This is a genomic window from Gemmatimonadota bacterium, from assembly GCA_040388535.1.
In the GTDB taxonomy this organism is placed as follows: domain Bacteria; phylum Gemmatimonadota; class Gemmatimonadetes; order Gemmatimonadales; family GWC2-71-9; genus Palsa-1233.
Genome location: JAZKBR010000002.1, coordinates 1221562 through 1239278, shown reverse-complemented (window position 1 = coordinate 1239278; position 17717 = coordinate 1221562). Strand labels below are relative to the sequence as shown.

At 65.1% G+C, this 17717-nt stretch carries 17 protein-coding genes; 12 read left to right on the top strand and 5 right to left on the bottom strand.

The genetic code is table 11. The features are described from left to right. Positions 1-131 precede the first annotated feature (131 nt). Genes atpB through V4558_09060 form a run of 3 tightly spaced genes read right to left on the bottom strand, consistent with a single transcriptional unit; the run spans position 132 to position 1565 of the window. On the bottom strand, positions 132-998 hold the full coding sequence (gene atpB / locus V4558_09070; protein MES2305647.1) for a F0F1 ATP synthase subunit A: 867 nt from the start codon (positions 996-998) through the stop codon (positions 132-134). Continuing rightward, positions 995-1360 carry a hypothetical protein gene (locus V4558_09065; protein ID MES2305646.1) on the bottom strand — a complete coding sequence of 122 codons (366 nt, stop codon included), beginning with the start codon at positions 1358-1360 and terminating at the stop codon, positions 995-997. Before V4558_09065 ends, atpB begins: the two co-directional genes overlap by 4 nt. Then, positions 1341-1565: an AtpZ/AtpI family protein gene (locus tag V4558_09060; GenBank protein MES2305645.1), complete on the bottom strand. Its 225-nt coding sequence runs from the start codon at positions 1563-1565 to the stop codon at positions 1341-1343. The genes V4558_09065 and V4558_09060 overlap by 20 nt, the downstream gene beginning before the upstream one ends. 256 nt (positions 1566-1821) lie before the next feature. Between V4558_09060 and V4558_09055 the strand changes: the two genes are divergently transcribed. From V4558_09055 to V4558_09035, 5 genes are all read left to right on the top strand, one after another. After that, positions 1822-2832 carry an AAA family ATPase gene (locus tag V4558_09055; GenBank protein ID MES2305644.1) on the top strand — a complete coding sequence of 337 codons (1011 nt, stop codon included), beginning with the start codon at positions 1822-1824 and terminating at the stop codon, positions 2830-2832. 365 nt (positions 2833-3197) lie between these two features. Next, on the top strand, positions 3198-3506 hold the full coding sequence (locus V4558_09050) for a hypothetical protein (protein ID MES2305643.1): 309 nt from the start codon (positions 3198-3200) through the stop codon (positions 3504-3506). Positions 3507-3574: 68 nt separating this feature from the next. Beyond that, the gene (locus V4558_09045) at positions 3575-4171 is read left to right on the top strand and encodes a hypothetical protein (protein MES2305642.1); all 597 of its coding nucleotides are present in this window, start codon (positions 3575-3577) and stop codon (positions 4169-4171) included. After that, entirely contained in the window at positions 4129-4872 is a 744-nt protein-coding gene (locus V4558_09040) for a sensor histidine kinase (GenBank protein ID MES2305641.1), read from the top strand. The genes V4558_09045 and V4558_09040 overlap by 43 nt, the downstream gene beginning before the upstream one ends. After that, positions 4869-5525 (top strand): response regulator transcription factor, encoded by a 657-nt coding sequence (locus V4558_09035; GenBank protein ID MES2305640.1) that lies wholly within the window; start codon positions 4869-4871, stop codon positions 5523-5525. Before V4558_09040 ends, V4558_09035 begins: the two co-directional genes overlap by 4 nt. Before the next feature lie 137 nt (positions 5526-5662). Here the strand turns inward: V4558_09035 and V4558_09030 are convergent, their stop codons facing one another. Together V4558_09030 and V4558_09025 are read right to left on the bottom strand one after the other, a co-directional pair. After that, a complete protein-coding gene (locus tag V4558_09030) occupies positions 5663-7042 on the bottom strand; it encodes a M20/M25/M40 family metallo-hydrolase (protein ID MES2305639.1) in 1380 nt (459 codons plus the stop codon). Positions 7043-7229: 187 nt separating this feature from the next. Further along, positions 7230-7916 carry a DUF1080 domain-containing protein gene (locus tag V4558_09025; protein ID MES2305638.1) on the bottom strand — a complete coding sequence of 229 codons (687 nt, stop codon included), beginning with the start codon at positions 7914-7916 and terminating at the stop codon, positions 7230-7232. Positions 7917-8074: 158 nt separating this feature from the next. Here V4558_09025 and V4558_09020 point away from each other — a divergent pair, with 158 nt between their 5' ends. The 7 genes from V4558_09020 to V4558_08990 all read left to right on the top strand — a co-directional run bounded on the left by V4558_09020 (position 8075) and on the right by V4558_08990 (position 17691). Beyond that, positions 8075-9178, top strand: a complete 1104-nt coding sequence (locus tag V4558_09020) for an MBL fold metallo-hydrolase (GenBank protein MES2305637.1) — start codon at positions 8075-8077, stop codon at positions 9176-9178. Positions 9179-9270: 92 nt separating this feature from the next. After that, positions 9271-9879, top strand: coding sequence for a hypothetical protein (locus tag V4558_09015; GenBank protein ID MES2305636.1), 609 nt, complete (start codon positions 9271-9273; stop codon positions 9877-9879). Positions 9880-9987: 108 nt separating this feature from the next. Then, positions 9988-10338, top strand: coding sequence for a PadR family transcriptional regulator (locus tag V4558_09010; protein MES2305635.1), 351 nt, complete (start codon positions 9988-9990; stop codon positions 10336-10338). Further along, positions 10335-12989: an ABC transporter permease gene (locus V4558_09005; GenBank protein ID MES2305634.1), complete on the top strand. Its 2655-nt coding sequence runs from the start codon at positions 10335-10337 to the stop codon at positions 12987-12989. Before V4558_09010 ends, V4558_09005 begins: the two co-directional genes overlap by 4 nt. A 38-nt stretch (positions 12990-13027) precedes the next feature. Continuing rightward, positions 13028-14482: a hypothetical protein gene (locus V4558_09000; GenBank protein ID MES2305633.1), complete on the top strand. Its 1455-nt coding sequence runs from the start codon at positions 13028-13030 to the stop codon at positions 14480-14482. A 30-nt stretch (positions 14483-14512) separates the two neighbouring features. Next, on the top strand, positions 14513-16609 hold the full coding sequence (locus tag V4558_08995) for an amidohydrolase family protein (GenBank protein MES2305632.1): 2097 nt from the start codon (positions 14513-14515) through the stop codon (positions 16607-16609). Next, complete coding sequence (locus tag V4558_08990) at positions 16597-17691, top strand: MBL fold metallo-hydrolase (GenBank protein ID MES2305631.1); 1095 nt, start codon at positions 16597-16599, stop codon at positions 17689-17691. Before V4558_08995 ends, V4558_08990 begins: the two co-directional genes overlap by 13 nt. Positions 17692-17717 lie beyond the last annotated feature (26 nt).

Below are 17717 nucleotides of genomic sequence, written 5' to 3'. Positions count from 1 at the left end.
GTGCGGTGTCCTACCTCTGCTTGTCATCCTGAGCGAAGCGAGGGAGCGAAGCTCCGCCCCTTCGACTGCGCCCGCTTCGCGGGCTTCGCTCAGGGTGACAGATCCGTCATCTGTCATCCATCATCCAGCTATTAATGCTCGTGCTGCATCAACCCAATAAACACCGCGCTCAGCAGCGCAAACACGTACGCCTGCAGGAACGCGACGATCAATTCAAGGAACATCACGCCGAGAACAACCAGGGCCGTGACGCTCCCGATGCCATAGCTCCACATGCCAAGTGAACCGAACAGGAACACGATGCCGAAGAGCGACAAGATCACGAAGTGGCCGGCGAGCATGTTGCCGAACAAGCGGATCGCCAGGGCGATCGGCTTGACCATCTTGGAGAGGATTTCGATCGGCGCCATGGCAATGGTCATCACCGCACCGCCCGCGCCATCGAGCCCTTCGATGTGCGGGAAGATGGTGCCCATGTAGCCCTTGAAGCCGAGCTTGACCATCCCGCCGATCTCGATCACCAGGAACGAGATCACGGCGAGCGCCGCGGTTACGGCGAGGTTGCCGGTAGGCGACGCACCCCAGGGCAGCAGGCCGAGGAGGTTCATCATCAGGATGAAGAAGAAGAAGGCGATGATCAGCGGCGCGTACCGCGGCCCCATCTCGTGACCGATGTTGGCGATGGCGATCTCGTTGCGCACGAAGACCACGAATGCTTCCATCATCCCGGCGTAACCCTTCGGTGCCTTCCCCTGCGCTCGCGCCTTCGCAATGCCGCGCGCGGCAATCCAGAGGAGCAGCAGCGTCAGCGACGCCGCGAGCACCATGAAGACGACGTGGCGGGTCGGGGAGAGATCGATCGAGTACGCCCCGATCCGGATCGGCTCCCACTCCGGGAGGTGGATGACCCCGAACGGGGAGAAATCGAGTTCGTGCGCGTCGCCCGTGTGGTGGAACACCATCTCGGCGATGCTGAAGGGCTCTTGTCCGTCGGTCATCGGTCCAGTCGTGTCTCCAGATACAGCAGAGGGAGAATGACTCCCAGGTATCCCGTTGCCGCTCCCTGGTAGGAGAACCCCTCTCCCCCGGCGAGCGCCGCCACCGCGATGAGCGCTACCCCGCCGAAGCGGAGCACCACTCCAATGCCATAGACCTTGAGCCGGTCCACCGTCGCCGGCACCCCGACCTGCCGGGCCAACCGGTCGGCAACCAGCTGAATCAGCGTGGCGAGCGCTCCGAAGAGGAGTGCCGCCTTCGCGCCCGACCCACTCCAAAGCGCACCCGACAGCAGCGTCACCCCGGCGGTGCCGGCCGCCCCCCAGAGGAGCCGGCGCGCCTGGTCACTTCGGGCGCTTGCCAAGCCGCTGCCAGAGCCAGAAACCGCCCAGGGCCATTCCCACGACCATCCCGAGGATCGTCAGCAACGGCGTGGTGTGGAACCGGCCGTCGAGCCAGAATCCCCCCAGGGTGAACCCCGCCAGGGTGAGGGCAAACGTGATCCCCACCGAAACCAGGGCGTACCCCTCGCCGATCTCTCGATTCGAGCCATCGTCGGGGTGCTTCACGGGGCGGAAAGTACGGGCTTGTGAAAACTTTCGCAAGCGATTCCAGCGCCCTTCGCGGGGGATTTCCGCCCTTCCGGGAAACCTTTGCAGGAGGTCGGGCGTACCCGGACCCAGCGGATGACAGATGACGGATGACAGATGGTCGATGCGACCGTCCCGTATACCTTATTGACCGTACCGGGCTCGGGACCCTTTTCCGTTATCCGTCATCTGTCATCTGTCATCCATCATTCCTTCCTCGAACTCACCGACCTCGATGACCTCTGCTCCTCCTCTCGACGACGTCCAGCAGCTCCGCCGCCTCGCCGAGGCCATTGCCGCACTCCGGACCCAGGTCTCGGCCCGGGTGGTAGGCCAGCACGAGGCCGTCGACGGGATCGTGACCGCCATCCTGGGGGGAGGGCACGCCCTCCTGGTCGGGGTCCCCGGCCTGGCCAAGACGCTGATGGTCTCGACCGTCGCGGAGGCGCTGGCGCTGTCGTTCAACCGGGTGCAGTTCACCCCCGACCTGATGCCGGGTGACATCACCGGTACCGAACTGGTCGAAGAGGATCCGGCGACTGGGAAGCGGCACTTCCGGTTCGTCCCCGGGCCGATCTTCGCCTCGGTGGTCCTGGCCGACGAAATCAACCGGACCCCTCCCAAGACCCAGGCGGCGTTGCTGCAGGCGATGCAGGAGCGGACCGTGACCGTCGCCGGGCAGACCTATCCGCTTCCGAATCCCTTCTTCGTGCTCGCGACGCAGAACCCGATCGAGCAGGAAGGGACCTATCCCCTTCCCGAGGCGCAGCTCGACCGCTTCATGCTTGAATTGCGCGTTGGCTATCCGTCGCGCAGCGAGGAAGAAGCGATCGTGACGCAGACCACCGGCACCCACAAGGTGAGCGTGAGTCAGGTCGTCGATGCCGCGGCGCTGGTGGAGATGCAATCGCTCGTGCGCCGGATTCCGGTATCGCAGTCACTCATTGCGGCTGCGGTGCTGCTCGCGCGGATGACGCGACCGAACGAAGCCGAAGCGCCGGCACTGGTGCGCGAGTATGTCGAGTGGGGTGCTGGTCCGCGCGCGTCGCAGTATCTGGTGCTCGGTGCCAAGGCGCGCGCGGCGATGGATGGCCGGCCGCAGGCAGATCTCGAGGATGTCCGCGCGATCGCTCCCGCCGTGTTGCGTCACCGCGTGATGACGAACTTCTCGGCCGAAGCGGCGGATCGCAGCAGCGAGGATGTGGTGATGGAGCTGATTGGGTCGGAGAGTTGGCTGAAGGGATGACAGTTGACGGATGACAGTTGACGGATGGTCGAATCACGGATCCAAGATCTGTCATCTGTCATCCATCATCCTGCTGTTCAGGCTGCACGTCCCACCCAGGGTCAAGGGGCCAACCCCTGGGGGGACTCGCTGCAGACGATATCAAGATGCGTCTCCCGCTGAGCGAGTCAAGCAAGGGAAAACCCTGACTTTTTGACGCTTTTTTCGGTCAATAATTGCCTAAAAAGCCGCACTGACATTGGGTTAGAGCGATTCCACGCTCGCCCGTTTAATTCCGAATATTCAGGGTTTTCCCTTGTTTCCTTTTGGACATCGGCAACCTACTCTTTTGGCGACCCCTGAACGCCTACTCCCCGGAGTACCCCATGTCGGCCGACGACCATCGCATCACGCTCGCGCAGGCGATCGAGTACACGCACACGTGGCAGAAGGAGCACCCTGGTGAGCGCAGGGCGTGGAAGCTTCCGCGCGAGATTATTGAGGAGATCCTCAAGAACCCAGAGTGCGCTAGCATTCGGGTCTATGCTGGAAATGTTTCGGGCGATGAGCGACTTGTGTGGATCGGCACGGACGCGACTGGCAAGGATCTCATTACTGGCACCATCGCGGAAAAATGTGGCCCATGTCCCTTTGACTGCGACGAGGGCTCACCATTGATGTCCCCGGTCGCATGACCTGGAATTGGGATTTCGTCTTCTCCGCCACTCGGTTGCTCCCCAACATCGGAATAACATTGAGCGTGGTGGTAGCCATCGCCGTATGGGTGCGCGTCCCCCCCTCTCCGGGCGCCCGGAGTTTCGCATGGTGGTTGGTCCTCGGAGCGGCGTCCAACGTTCTCGCGTTCCTCATGGGAATGCACAGCATCAATAATCATGATCTCTTTCACTGGTACGACCTGTTTTCCGCGATGCTGCTCGGACTCACAGGCTATCTCTTGCTGTCGGACCAACGTCAGCGGCGCGCCATTCTGGTGGGTATGATGGTATTTGCCATCTTCTGGGCCCTGCTAACCGCCGGGGGCGACGGTCTCGAGTTCTATTCCAAATACACTTCTCCAGGTGAATCTTTCGTTGGCCTGAGCATCGGCATACTCCTGGTGGCCGAGGCTATCCGCTCAAGCGACGACTCACCATGGTCGAAACCCGAGGCATGGCTTGGCTTTGGGCTGGTGCTCGCCAGCGCGCCAGCTCTAGGCACCTCTCCAATAGTCAATGCGCTCGCACAAACGTCACGGTCCGCCGCAATGATGGTATACCGCGTCTCGCAGACTTTCAGTTATGTGGCGCTCATCCTCTGGTGCATCCCATACTGGAAACGGAGCGTAACCTGGGGCCGCTGATCTGGGTTTTCACCCTCACCGTCGGCCTCGGTCTCGCGATGGCCGCGGTGCTCTACTGGGCGATCAACTCCGTCCAGCGCGACCGCACCCGCGCGGCCGTGGCATGGGGCCGCCGGCTGCTCGACGGCCAGGAGGAGGAGCGTCGCGGGATCGCCCGTGAACTCCACGACGGCGTCGTGCCGCTGCTCGAATCGATGGGAATGGAACTCCGTCGCGCTGGTAGCGCTGACGGCGCCGAGCGTGCGTCGGCGCTCGCGATGCAGCTGCGGACCCTGAGTCGCGGGCTGCATCCCGCAACGCTCGATCATCTCCCGCTCGCCGACGCGCTCCAGCAGCTCTTCGCGACCGAGTCGACCGATGCGTTTGAGATGACCCTCGATGCCGGCGAACTCCCTGACCTCGACTTCGCGCATCGACTCGCCGGTTACCGCATCGTCCAGGAGGCCGTCAACAACGCGCGCCGTCACGCGGCCGCGACCCAGGTCAACGTGAGCCTCGACGCTACGCCGTTCGGCATCGACATCAAGATTCACGACAATGGCCACGGCTTCGTCGTCCCGGCCGATGGCAAGCTCGCCTCCCTTGGCCTGCGCAGCATGCGCGAACGCGCGAGTGCGCTCGGCGGCACGCTGCACATCAGCAGTCAGCCGGGGAAGGGGACCAGCGTCCACGCGCACTTTCCGCTCGCCACCACCAGATGACCGGCCCGCTCGCTGGTCGCACCGTCGTGATCGCCGACGATCACCGCCTCTTCGCTGAAGGGGTCGCAACCATTCTCCGCGACGAAGGGTGTCACACCTTCATTGTCACGGAACTCGACCAGATCCGCCCGACAATCGAGTCGGCCCGGCCCGACCTGCTAGTGCTCGACCTCGCCTTCGGAGAACAGAGCGCAATGCCACTGCTGCGGGCACTCCGAATGGAGCGGCACCCGATACCGATCCTGGTCATCAGCGCGTCGGAAGAGGGAGTCATTGTCGAGCGAGTCCGCGAAACGGGGGCGGCCTACGTCGCCAAGAGTCGCGCCGGCGTCGATATCGCGGTGGTGGCGCTGCAACTGGTGACCGATAGCTATCGACCACCCGGGCCGCGGCCGGGGCGTCGCCCCGACCTCAAGGCCTCAGTCACGATCGGCGGGATCACCCTGAATCACGGGCATCTCGAAGTGCTTCGCCTCATCCGCGACGGCCGATCCAACCCCGAGATCGCCGGGACCATCTCCCGCGCCGTCAAGACGGTCGAATCACGGATCAGCGAGCTGTATGCGCGAACCGGCCTCCGCACCCGCGGCCAGCTGATCCGCTGGGCCAATGATCACGCGAAACTGCTCAAGACACCGGCGGATGGGACGTGACAGAAGGGGAAGGGAGAAGGGGGAAGGGTTTGTCGCCCTGAGCGTAGCGAGGGTGCGAAGCGCCGTTGTGGGCCGGAACTCCGCCCCCTCACTTCGTTCAGGGTGACAACGCTCCCAGTGATCCCTTCCCCCTTCATCTACCTCGGCACCACCCCCGGCAGATCCGCCAGCACATACGCCATCACCGCCATCGTCGCGATGCACTTCCGCAGCTCGTCGCGATCGATGACCGTCATCATGTCGGCCTCGGTGTGGTGATACCAGAAATACTTCGAGTCGTCGACGTCAAGCGCGAAGCCCGGCACACCCTCGCGCAGGATCGGGCCGACGTCGGCCTCGCCATCCCCCATCTCCACTCGCCCAGCACCGATCCGTTCGAGCAGCGCGCCGACCTGTTTCGCCATCGCGAGTCCCGCAGCGCTTCCCTGGAAGCGGAAGCCGTAGGGGCGGAAGACGCCGTTGTCGGATTCGATCGCCGCGACGTGCTGCGCGAGTTCGGCCTTGTGCGTGTCGCGGTACGCCGTGCCGCCGCGAGTGCCATTTTCCTCGTTGGTCCAGAGCACCACGCGAATGGTGCGCTTCGGCTTGAGGCCGAGTTGCTTGATCAGCTTGAGCGCCTGCCACGCAGCGACTGACCCGCCGCCGTCATCCATCGCGCCCTGCCCTACGTCCCACGAATCGACGTGGCCGCCGAGCACCACAACCTCCTCGGGGTGCTCACTGCCACGGATTTCGGCGACGACATTGCGCGACGGCGCGTCCGCCTCGGTGCGGGCCTCCATCTTCAGCGTGATCTGCGGCACCACGCCGCGCCACTGGAGCCGATGCAGCAGCTCGGCGTCTTCCACGCTGACGGCGGCATACGGAATCGACGGCACCGCCGGGTCATAGCGCATGCCGCCGGTGTGCGGCGTCGAGAGCGACTGCGGCGTGAGCGAACGCACCAGTGCAGCAACGGCACCCACGCGCGCTGCAGCGACTGCCCCAGTACTGCGGTACGCCTGCACCGTGCGATAGGCGACCATCGGCGCCACGTCGGCGGCGAAGGGAACGTCGAAGAGCACGATCTTTCCCTTCGCTTCGGCGGCGTGCGCCGTCAGGTCGTCGAAGGAGCTCACCACCAGCACCGGTGCGGTGATCCCGGCTGCGGGAGTTCCAACGGACCCACCGAGCCCGAGGATATGCAACGGCGCACGACGCGGCGCAATCAGCACTGCCGACTCGGCCCCGCGAATCCAGTGCGGCACCATCACCGGTTCGCCGCGGACGGCGTCGAAGCCATCGGCCTTCATCCGGGCAATGATCCAGTCGATTGCGGCTTCGAGGGAGGCCGAGCCGCTGAGACGATGACCGAACGTGTCGGTCAGTTCGGCGAGCCGACTGTAGCCCGTGGTGTCGGCGAGCGCTGCGGTGATCAGCTGATCGGCAGCGCCGCGTGTGCGATCGGGAATCCCCTGGGCCGTGAGCAGTGCCGGGGCAGCGAGCAGCAGGATGGTGGCAAGGCGGAGAGCGCGCATCGGGTCCGTTAGGCGGAAGGTGCATCGAAGCTAACCACCCCGAAATGCGAACGGACTCCGCGGCTCGCCACTGTGGCGAACCGGGAGTCCTGCGGGGGGAGTTCCTGCGGTGACCGGTGCGGAGGCAAATCGTCCGGCCTGTAGCTATAGATGCACCGACCAGTAAAAGCGTTGCGTCCCGACGCGCTCAGGGCGTGAGGCGCACAATCGGGGTCAGGTCCAGCTTGCGGAATTCCACCTCGGACCCTTCCGACTGAATCGCAATCTGGCCGTGGTCGGCGGTGGCATTCGTACCAGAATTCACCAGGGTTCCATTGACCCATACCTTCACCGATCGCCCGACCGCCTCTACCACCAGCCGGTTCCATTCGCCGAGGGGCTTCTCGGAATCATCGGTGAGATTGCGGATGCGCCGCTCCTTCCCTTCGGTGGCGCCCCACTTCTCGCGCGGGCCACGTCGCGCCACCATGTCGGGCACGGTGATGTCCTCGAGGATGCACCAGAAGTCGCCGGCGTTGCCCGATTCCATCTGTACTTCGAGCGAGCGCGGAAACATCCCGTAGAGCGCGCGCGGCGTCGACGCGTGAATCAGCACGCCCGCGTTGCCGGGCTTCCCGGTAAAGCGGTACTCCACCTCGAGTCGGTAATTGCGAAAGATCGAGTCGGTGATCAGGTGGCCACCCGGCGTGCCGAGCGTGACCAGGTGACCATCGCGCACGATGAACGGGTTGCGAGTGGTGTCGTTGCCGTCCCGGGCCGGGACATCGACGTGCCAGCCGGTGAGATCGTGGCCGTTGAAGAGCGGGCGCGGCTTGGCCGCAGGAGCGAGGCCGAGGGCGGCGGCAGCAGCGGCGAGCAGAGCGAAGGGCTTCATGGCAGGCCGACTCGTGCTAGGGGAAAGGTCGGGAGTGGAGGATGAGTAATGTACGGACCCGGTAAATGACAGGAAAGTTCAATGGGGGGCGCTTCGCCCATGGCATCCATTCGCGCTCCTCCGAGCACATGCTCGTTGGAACTCTTACGGAGCGCCCTATGCCGCAGCAATGGACCAGCCTGTTCGCGTACGCGACGCTGGCACTGACAATCACTCCGGTACTCCCGGCCCAGAGCCCCGTCGGCCCACCGCCCTTCCGATTCGTCACGGTGGTGCCAGGAGTCTACGCCACCGTGGAACCGCGCGCCAATGCGCTTTCCCCGTTCGTGCACGGCAATTCGATGTTTGTGGTCAATGACAGCGACGTCTTTGCGTTCGACGCGAACCGCACGCCGTCGGCCGCCCGCGCGACGATCGCGCAGTTACGCGCCGTTACCAGCAAGCCAGTTCGCTACCTGATGATCAGTCATTTCCATGGCGACCACCTCCTGGGGACGCAGGCGTTCGCCGAGGCGTGGCCGGGCCTTCGCGTCATCACGACCGATAGCACTCGCCTCGATATGCTCGCCACCTTCGGTCCGAAGGCGAGGAAGCGTGATGCGGCCTATTACGCTGCCACCAACAACCGGTACGACTCGATGGCCACTGCCGGGGTCGATCTGGCCGGCCGACCACTGACGCCGGCCCGGAAAGCGCAGTGGGCGATGACGCGCCACGCCTTCCGCGACTACTACAGCGTCGAGGCCCCCGGCATCCGCATCGTGATGCCGGACACCACCTTCAGCGACGCGCTGACCATGCATTCGGGCCGGCGCGAATTGCAGCTCCTCTCCTTCGGCCGCGGCGATACCCGCGGTGACGGCATCCTCTGGCTTCCGCGGCAGCGCGTGGTCGCCACCGGGGACCTGCTGGTAGAGCCGGTGCCGTACTCGGGCGCCCAATGGCCCAGCGAATGGCTGCGCGCGCTTCGTCGGGTGCGTGCGCTCAACCCGCTCCACATTGTGCCCGGTCACGGCGAAGTGCAGCACGACACCCGCTACCTCGATCTCGTCATCGCCGTCACCGATTCGGCGATTCGCGAAGTGAAGCGATCGATCGCGGCTGGGCAGACACTTGAGCAGACGAAGCGGCAGGTGACGATGGCGGAGTTCCGGCAACGCTTCACCCACGGCGAACCGCTCGTCGATGACCGCTGGCTCGACTTCATCGATGGATTGATTGATGGTGCCTATGCCGAGGGAACGGCCAAACCAGCGACATAGTCAGGACTGACCGGAGGCAGGATCAAGGAACGGTGGAACCGGGCGCAATCCGGAGGCGTAGGATTTCCCGTCCCGCTTCCGGAGGAGCCCCGATGTCCAGGATTTCCGCCCTGCTGCTCAGCGCGATCGCGCTGGTACCCCTCGCGCAAGTCGCAGCCCAGACCCCAACGAATGCGCCGCGGGCCGTGAGCTTCGGCGATACCCTCGGCGCAAACTTCATCGTGGCCGATTCGGCGACGGCGTCGGCCACCATCAGCGATTTCGATTTCCTGCAAGGCACCTGGGAGTTCACTTTCCAGCAGCGTCGCCCCGACGGCACCTTTTCGCCGGCCTTCACTGGCCACTGGTTCGCCGAGAAGAAGCGCACCGCCAACGGGTTCCTCGAAGACCATTTCCGCGGTGACAACAGCAATACCACGATCGCGGCAGGGACGTGGACCTACCGGGTCTTCAACCCGCGTCGGAAACTCTGGGAGATGCAAGGCGTCGGCTCGGAATCGGGCCAGTGGGCGCCGGGGCTCTGCTGGTCGGACGCCGGCAATCGCTACGTGATTCAGTGGTACGGCAGCAGTATCGTCCGGATCCGCTATTTCAATATCACCGCCGACTCCTTCCTCTGGCGGGCCGACATCTCGAACGATCGGGGCAAGAGCTGGCAGCTCGACTACTGGACGATGTCGGCGAAGCGCTTCGCGAAGTAGGCGATCCCATCCCCCATCCCCCTTCCCGTATTCCGCGCTTCCCGCGCGGCACACCCATAACTATCTTATGCCTTAGCCACTCATCCCTTCCCGTGCCCGGACGCCTCGATGACTCGCCCGCCGATGATGCTGCTCAAGGGGACCCTCGATGTCCTGATCCTCAAGACGCTCGGCTGGGGCCCGACCCACGGCTACGCCATCTCGCGCTGGATTCAGCAGGTGACTGGTGATGAGCTGAAGATCGAGGAGGGGGCGCTTTACCCTGCCCTCCGGCGGCTCGAGGAGAAAGAACTCATCGACGCGAAGTGGAAGACCACGGCCACGGGCCGCGAGGCGAAGGTTTATCGTCTCACGGCAGCCGGCCGTGAACAGCTGCAGGTCGAGGTCGGCGCCTGGAGTCGTTATGTGACCGCAATGAGCCGGGCGCTCGAGGCGCGCCCGAGCGGAGTGATCTCGTGAAGTCCGACGCGCACGACCCGTTGCCGCTCTCGAACCAGAAGCCGATCGATGAAGACATCCGGCTCGAGATCGCGCAGCACATCGAGTTGCGCACCGAGGAGCTGATCTCCGAAGGGATGCCACCGGAAGCCGCACGGGCCGAAGCGTTACGGTCGTTCGGCAGTGTGGACGAGGTCTCGCGCGAGTGCCGCGAGATCACCACCCGGGCGCGGAAAGGAAAGCGGCGGGCCGAACGCTTCGGCGCGCTCAAACTCGACCTCACCTTCGCGTTGCGGATCCTTCGTCGCAGCCCGGGCTTCACCCTCGGTGCCGTGCTCACGCTGGCATTAGGGATCGGCGCGAATACCGCGATCTTCTCGGTCGTCAATGGGATAATCCTCCGGCCACTCCCCTACGATCATCCGGCACAACTCATCGATCTGCGAGAGAAGCACGAGAAAGGGGGCGAGTCCGACGTCCCCTGGCCCAACCTCATGGACTGGCGCGACAGGTCCCGTTCATTCCAGGGACTCGCGGCCTATCGCAGCAGTGTCAACACCCTGCTCGGTGCCGACATTCCGTCGCGGGTACGGACGGCCGCCATATCGGAAGACTTCTTCCGGGTGATGCGGGTGCAGCCGGTACTCGGTCGACTCCCCGGGCCCGATGATCACCGGCCCGGTGCACCGCCCGTGGCGGTGGTCAGCTATCGCTTCTGGAAGGATCGTCTCGGCGGCACCCGGGACATTGCGTCACGACGGCTGCGCACCGAGCTGGATTTTCAGGTGATCGGCGTGCTGCCACCTCGCTTCAATTTCCCGAGCGAGAGCGACGTCTGGTTCCCGCTCGAACTCAACGGGTACGACATCAGTCGCACGAGCCACAACTGGTCGGTGATCGGGCGCCTCAAGGATGGCCTCGCCGCGGCAGATGCCGATCGTGAGCTCGACGCCATTACCCAGGAGATGAGGCCGACCCTCCTCCCCGACTTCGACGCGGTCGGGGTTACGGTATCGCCGCTGCAAGAGGTCCAGACTGGTTCGCTCAAGCAGCCACTGATGATCCTGCTCGCGGCCTCGACCCTCCTCCTCCTCGCTGCCTGCACGAACCTCGCGAGCAGCATGCTTGCGCGCGGGACGGCGCGGGCCCACGAACTTGCTGTTCGCGCGGCGATCGGCGCCGGGCGCGCGCGCCTGGTCCGCCAGATCTTCACCGAATCGCTCGTCATTGCCGCGTTCGGATGCGTCGGTGGTCTCGCCCTCGCGTGGGTGCTGATGCAGAGCCTGCTGACGCTCGCGCCGGTCGAGATGATCCCGGTGAGTGGCGCACACCTCGACGCCCGGGTGCTGAGCTTCTCGATGATCGCGACCTTCCTCACTGCGGCACTCTTCGGCCTCCTCCCTGCCCTGCGGATGTCGAGTGTGAAACCCGCGCTCGCGATGCGCGAAGGGAGTCGGCACAGCGGCTCGCGTCGCAGCCGGCAGCTCTGGTCGACGCTGGTGACGGTGGAGGTCGCGCTCGCCGTCGTGTTGCTCTGCGGCTCCGGACTCTTGTTGCGGTCGTTTGCCGCCATCACCGCGATCGACCCTGGATTCAAGCCCGAAGGAGTGCTCACGACCCTCATCGATCTTCCCGAAGTCAGCTACCCGGATGTGCAGCAGGCGGTGGCCTTCCACGATCGCCTGCTCGCCGACCTCCGCAATGTGCCCGGAGTGGTGGCCGCCGGGATCACCAACCGGTTGCCACTCGAAGGCGACAACCCCAGCGGGGCAATCCAGGTCGAAGGGAAGCCGCTGCTCAAGGCATACCCGATCACCGGTTACGCCATCTACCGCACGGCGAGTCCTGGGTATTTCGCCGCGATGGGAATGCGGCTGATCCGCGGCCGCGACCTGCTGCCCAGCGACAACGCCACGGCACCGCCTGTCGTCGTGATCACCAAATCGTTTGCCGATCGGGAATGGCCCGGGGAAGATCCGCTCGGCAAACAGATGCGGGTGATGGGAATGGACGATGGGCTGGTGCGCCCGTATGCCAGCATCGTCGGCGTGGTCGCCGACATTCCGCACGGGCCGATCGTCGGCAAACGGAACGAGGCATACTGGTACCCGTACCAGCAGATGCCCAAGCGCACCCGTTCGATGTCACTGGTGGTGCGGACCGCCGCCTCGCCTGCGTCGTTCGCACCGATGGTGACCAAGCTCGTTCACGCCATCGACCCGACCATTCCGCTCGAGTTCCGCACCATGGCAGAGCGGATGACGTCATCGATCAGCGATCGCCGCTTCACGATGCTGGTGCTCTTCGCGTTTGCAGTGGTCGCCCTCCTGCTCGCAGGGGTGGGGATCTACGGTGTAGTGTCGTACACCGTGGCACAGCGCACCCGCGAGATCGGCATCCGCATCGCGCTCGGAGCCCGTCCCTCGGCCATGCAGCGCCTGGTGCAGGGCGGCGCGATGGCCGTCGTCGGTCTCGGCATCGCCATCGGTACCGTGGGGGCGATTCTCGCGACCAGGCTGATGCGATCACTCCTCTACGACGTGGAGCCCGGCGATCCGACGACATACCTGCTCGCGATCATCGCGCTTGGGCTGGTCGGCTTTATCGCGAGCTGGGGCCCGGCGCGGCGCAGCACGCGGGTCGATCCGATCACCGCGATCCGGAGCGAGTAGCCTGACACCATTTTGACATACGGGTCGTACACCCCGATATGTCATCTTTCTTCAATGCCGCCGACTGCCTCCGGTTCCTCACCGCGATGGCAGTCGGCGGTGCCCTTTCAGGCTGCAGCCCCGCGCCTCGCGAAACGCCGCTCGCAACCTTCGCCACCGGATGGCTCGCGACCCACAATGCACGAGACTCCGCCGTGGCGCGCAGGTTTGTATCGGAACATCCGGGTGATATTCGTTACACCGCGACCCAGGTCGACAGCGTCGTCGACGACTTCCTCCAGTTCAACAACATTCTCGGTTCACTCACTGCATCCGCACTCGTCCATTCATCGGATACCTCGTACGCGCTCCTCGTTTCCTCCAGCAAGGCGGGGGTGTGGCTCGCCGAGTTCAAACCGGCACGGCAACCCGGAACCGAGCGCGTCACCATCGCGGTGAGCCCGGCCCAGCCGCTTCCGGAGATGACAGCCGCCACCGACCGGATTCCGCTCGTGCGCACCGCATCGGGGCGACCGATCGTGATGGTCCGCGTCAACGGCTCGGCACCACTCCGCTTCGTGATCGATATCGGCACCAATGTCTCGCTGATCACTCCGGCGACGCAGCAACTGGTGACCGGCTCGGCGCCCAGCGGCGATGGTCGCTTCATCTACGACTCGCTCCAGCTCGGCGCGATCCGTTTCCGCTCCGGGCGGTTGCTCGTGGATGACCTGGGCGGTGAACTCGATGGCTTGCTCGGACTCGATCACTTCGCCGCACTGCTATTGACACTCGACTACCCCGGCAATGAGGTACGCCTGAGCCGGGACTCGCTGCCGAGCGCCGATGGCCACGAGATCCTGAACTGCACCCTGCCGCGTCCCGGCTCGCCCACGATTCCGATCTCGCTCGGCGGCGTGGAGGTCAGTGCGGTCCTCGACGTGGGATCAACCATGCCGATCGCGGTGCCCGACTCGCAGGTGGCGGGCTTCAAGTGGCTGCGCGAGCCGGTGGCCGGGAAGCGGCGTTCGGGTCCGCAAATTGCCGACGGCCGTGGACGAGTGGGCCGCTTGAGCTTCGATGCCACGATCGGCACCCTCACCGTCAGGGGTCCGATCGTCGAGGCGGTGCCGGGGCTCCACGACGAGATCCTCCTCGGCGAACCGCTGCTCAACCTTTTCGCCCTCACGCTCGACCAGCGGCACCGCCGCGTTCGCCTCGCGCGGAGTGGTCCTGCGGCAGTCACGGCTCCCGCCGTCACCCTCGCCGGGTTCCGGATCGCGAGCCACGCCGGCACTCCCGTGATCGATGACGTGATTCCGGCCACGGCCGCAGCACGAGCCGGACTCAGGGTCGGCGACACCGTGGGTACGCTGCAAGGGCGCAGTGCCGCCACGATATCGGCCGATGAGATCACCCGAACACTCAATGCAGCCAGTCAGTTCACCATTGAACTGACTCGCGCCGGGAAACGCGTACCACTCGCATTCCCTGCGACAGTGCTGGTTCCGTAGGCAACTCCTGACTCTTTCCCGGATTGTCGTGTGACGAATCCTGCCCGCTGCTTCGCCGCCGCCCTTGTCGCCGCCTCCGCGGCCGGAGTGCTGGAAGCCCAGTCCTCGCGCGGACACCTCAGCAGTGGCAGCTGGGCCGTCGAAGGTGCGACCGTGATCACGATGGCGCGCGACTCGGTGCTCCGCGACGCCACCGTGCTGGTGCGCGACGGCCGCATTCTCCGGGTGGGAGCGGCGGCCGCCGTGGCGATCCCGCGCGGGACACGGCGCATCGACGGCCGCGGCAAGTACGTGATTCCTGGCCTCACCGATATGCACTCGCATCTCTATGCCGATGAGTGGGTCCCCGATTCCGTTGGTCGCTACGAACTTGGCGTCTATCTCGCCAACGGCGTCACCACCGCCCGGATGATGATCGGTACCCCGCTCCACCAGAGGCTGCGCAAGGCGATCGAGGCCGGTACCCTCGCGGGCCCGCAGATGTGGATCGCCTCGCCCGAGTTCTCTGGACAGAAGCAGGTGCACGGCCGCCTCGTGACCACGCCCGACGAGGCTCGCCGCGCGGTGCGCGAGGTGGCCGACTCCGGCTTCGATTTCATCAAGGTGACCACCGACATCACCCTGCCCGTCTACGATGCCATCGTGAGCGAGGCGGCGCTGCGGCACATTCGGGTGGTCGGGCACGTCGACCCGCGCGTCGGCGTCGCGCACGCGTTGCAGTCGGGGCAGCAGATCGAACATCTCGACAATTACATGGAATCGGTACTCGCCGATTCGGCCCCGTCGCGCAACTCGGTCTCGGATGTCGGCGCCTATCGCGTGGGCAACTGGACCACGCTCGACTATGTCGACAATCGCAAGGTCGAGGCGATCGCCGGTGCCACGGCGCGTGCCAGCGGCTACGTCACACCGACGCTCGCCTTCTTCCGGCTCTGGTTTGCGACGCCCACCACCGATGAAGAGTTCCGCGCCCGCCCCGACTACACCCAGATCCCGCCGGCGATGCGTGACCTCTACATCAGGAGTCACAACGCGCTCTGGCGCAATCCACCGACCGAGGCCCGCCGCGCGCACTACATCGCGGTCCGCAACCGGATGGTCCGCGCCATCATCGACTCGGGTGGCCATATCATGGCCGGATCAGACGGTCCGGGCGGGCTGATGGGATATGGCTGGACGCTGCATCGCGAACTCGAGCAGCTGGTCGACGCCGGACTCTCGCCCTGGCAGGCATTGCAGGCAGCGACCACCGTCCCGGCGACTTACCTGCACGCGGAACGGGAATGGGGCCAGGTTGCACCGGGGCAGCGCGCCGACCTGGTGCTCCTTGATGCTGACCCGCTCGCCGACATCCGCAACACCACGCACATCAGCGCGGTGGCGGTAGGCGGACGCTGGTTCGAGAAGCCCGCGCTCGACTCGATGATCCGTGAGGCCGGCGTGCGCCTCAACCCGCAGCCCGCCGACGGCGCGGCCCTGCTCCGCCAGATGCACGATCGCTACGAGGGGAAGTGGTACAAGACGATGACCTTCGTGCAGCGCACGACCTTCCCCGGCCGCCCCGATCAGACCTGGTACGAGACCGCCGAGATGCCTGGCAAGCTCCGCATCGACATTGCTCCAGCCGACAGCGGCAACACCATTCTCTTCGTCGGCGATTCGACCATCCGCTTCCGCCGTGGCCAGCGCGTGGGCGCGCGGGCCGAAGAGAATGTCCTGGGCATTCTCCTGGCCGATGTCTACGGGCTGGCCGCCGATGAAAGCGTCCGCCGCGTCCGCGGCGCCGGATATGACTTGTCACGGCTCGCGAGCGGCAGCTGGCAAGGGCGGCCAGTCTGGATCGTTGGCGCGGCAGCCGGCGACAGCACAACGCCGCAGTTCTGGGTCGATCAGGAGCGGCTCTACACGGTGCGACTGATCGAGAAGTTCCCGGGCGAGTCTCCAGTCGATAGCCGGATCAGCGGTCATACGCCGGCGGGTCAGGGATGGATCGAACGCGAGATCCACGGCTATCGCGACGGCGTCGAGATCCAGGGCGAGTACTACAGCAACATCAAGCTCAATCCCGTGCTCGACCCCACCATCTGGAACACTACCACCTGGACGAGGCCAACATGGATTCCCTGAAGCGGCATCACGGAGCGGCGATACTGCTCGCCATCGCCTGCCTGCGCGCCGCCTCCGCCGGTGCCCAGTTGCAGACCAGGTCCATCGAGAAGATCACCGACGGCGTCTACGGCGCCATCTGGTCGGAGATGAAGAAGGATCCGGTACAGGCCAACTCGCTGATCATCATCGGCGAAACCGGGGTGGCGGTGGTCGATGCCGATTACACCCCGTCGGCGGCGCGCGGGACGGTCGCAGAGATCCGGAAGCTCACGAAACTGCCGGTGCGCTATGTGATCACGACCCACTGGCATGACGATCACATCTTCGGGAACCAAGTCTATCGCGACGCCTTTCCCGGCGTCGAGTTCGTGGCGCAGGTCAACGTTCGCAACTCGATGATCGCGAAGGCGAAGGAACATCAGCAGGAGCTGGTCACGAGCTATGGGAAGGCACTCGAGACCGTGACCACGCGGCTCGCGAAGGGGATCAACGGCAAGGGGGAGCCAATGACCCCTGCCGACCGTAACCGACACCTCGCCGCCCAATCACTCTACCGACAGTATCTCGTCGACTTCAAGTCGGTCCAGATCGTCCTCCCCACGATCACCTTCGTGGATGAGATCACCCTCCACCTCGGCAATCGCGAGGTCGAGGTCCACTCCTTCGGCAAGGGGAACACTCTTGGCGACGCAGTGATCTGGCTGCCCAAGGAGAAGATCGCGGCGGTGGGAGATCTCGTGGTCTGGCCGGTGCCGTACATCTATGGCGGCTTCCCCGATTCGTGGGGCCGGGTGTTGCAGGCGGTGCGCGCCCTCAACCCCGCCGTCGTGGTCCCCGGGCACGGCCCGGTGATGCGGGAGTTCAGCTATGTTGATCAGGTCGCCGCATTGCTCAAGGCCATGAGCACGCAGGCGACCGCTGCTGTCGCCCGCGGCCTCTCACTCGAGGATACCCGCAAGGGGTTCGACCTCACGTCGTTCCACGAGGCGCTGGTGGCCGGCAAGCCGGAGCGCGAGGAGACCTGGGCGGAATCGATCGTCGAATCCGGGATCAAGGCCGCCTACGACGAAGCGAAGAAGAAGCCCGACCCGGGCGCCTGACGCTCATCACCAACACAGCAGGAGCA

Coding starts and splice junctions, on each gene's coding strand:
- V4558_09025 (MES2305638.1), bottom strand. CDS start 7,916: ATGAAGCCCTTCGCTCTGCTCGCCGCTGCTGCCGCCGCCCTCGGCCTC.
- V4558_09035 (MES2305640.1), top strand. CDS start 4,869: ATGACCGGCCCGCTCGCTGGTCGCACCGTCGTGATCGCCGACGATCAC.
- V4558_09000 (MES2305633.1), top strand. CDS start 13,028: ATGTCATCTTTCTTCAATGCCGCCGACTGCCTCCGGTTCCTCACCGCG.
- V4558_09015 (MES2305636.1), top strand. CDS start 9,271: ATGTCCAGGATTTCCGCCCTGCTGCTCAGCGCGATCGCGCTGGTACCC.
- V4558_09020 (MES2305637.1), top strand. CDS start 8,075: ATGCCGCAGCAATGGACCAGCCTGTTCGCGTACGCGACGCTGGCACTG.
- V4558_09010 (MES2305635.1), top strand. CDS start 9,988: ATGACTCGCCCGCCGATGATGCTGCTCAAGGGGACCCTCGATGTCCTG.
- V4558_09055 (MES2305644.1), top strand. CDS start 1,822: ATGACCTCTGCTCCTCCTCTCGACGACGTCCAGCAGCTCCGCCGCCTC.
- V4558_08990 (MES2305631.1), top strand. CDS start 16,597: ATGGATTCCCTGAAGCGGCATCACGGAGCGGCGATACTGCTCGCCATC.
- V4558_09050 (MES2305643.1), top strand. CDS start 3,198: ATGTCGGCCGACGACCATCGCATCACGCTCGCGCAGGCGATCGAGTAC.
- atpB (MES2305647.1), bottom strand. CDS start 998: ATGACCGACGGACAAGAGCCCTTCAGCATCGCCGAGATGGTGTTCCAC.
- V4558_09030 (MES2305639.1), bottom strand. CDS start 7,042: ATGCGCGCTCTCCGCCTTGCCACCATCCTGCTGCTCGCTGCCCCGGCA.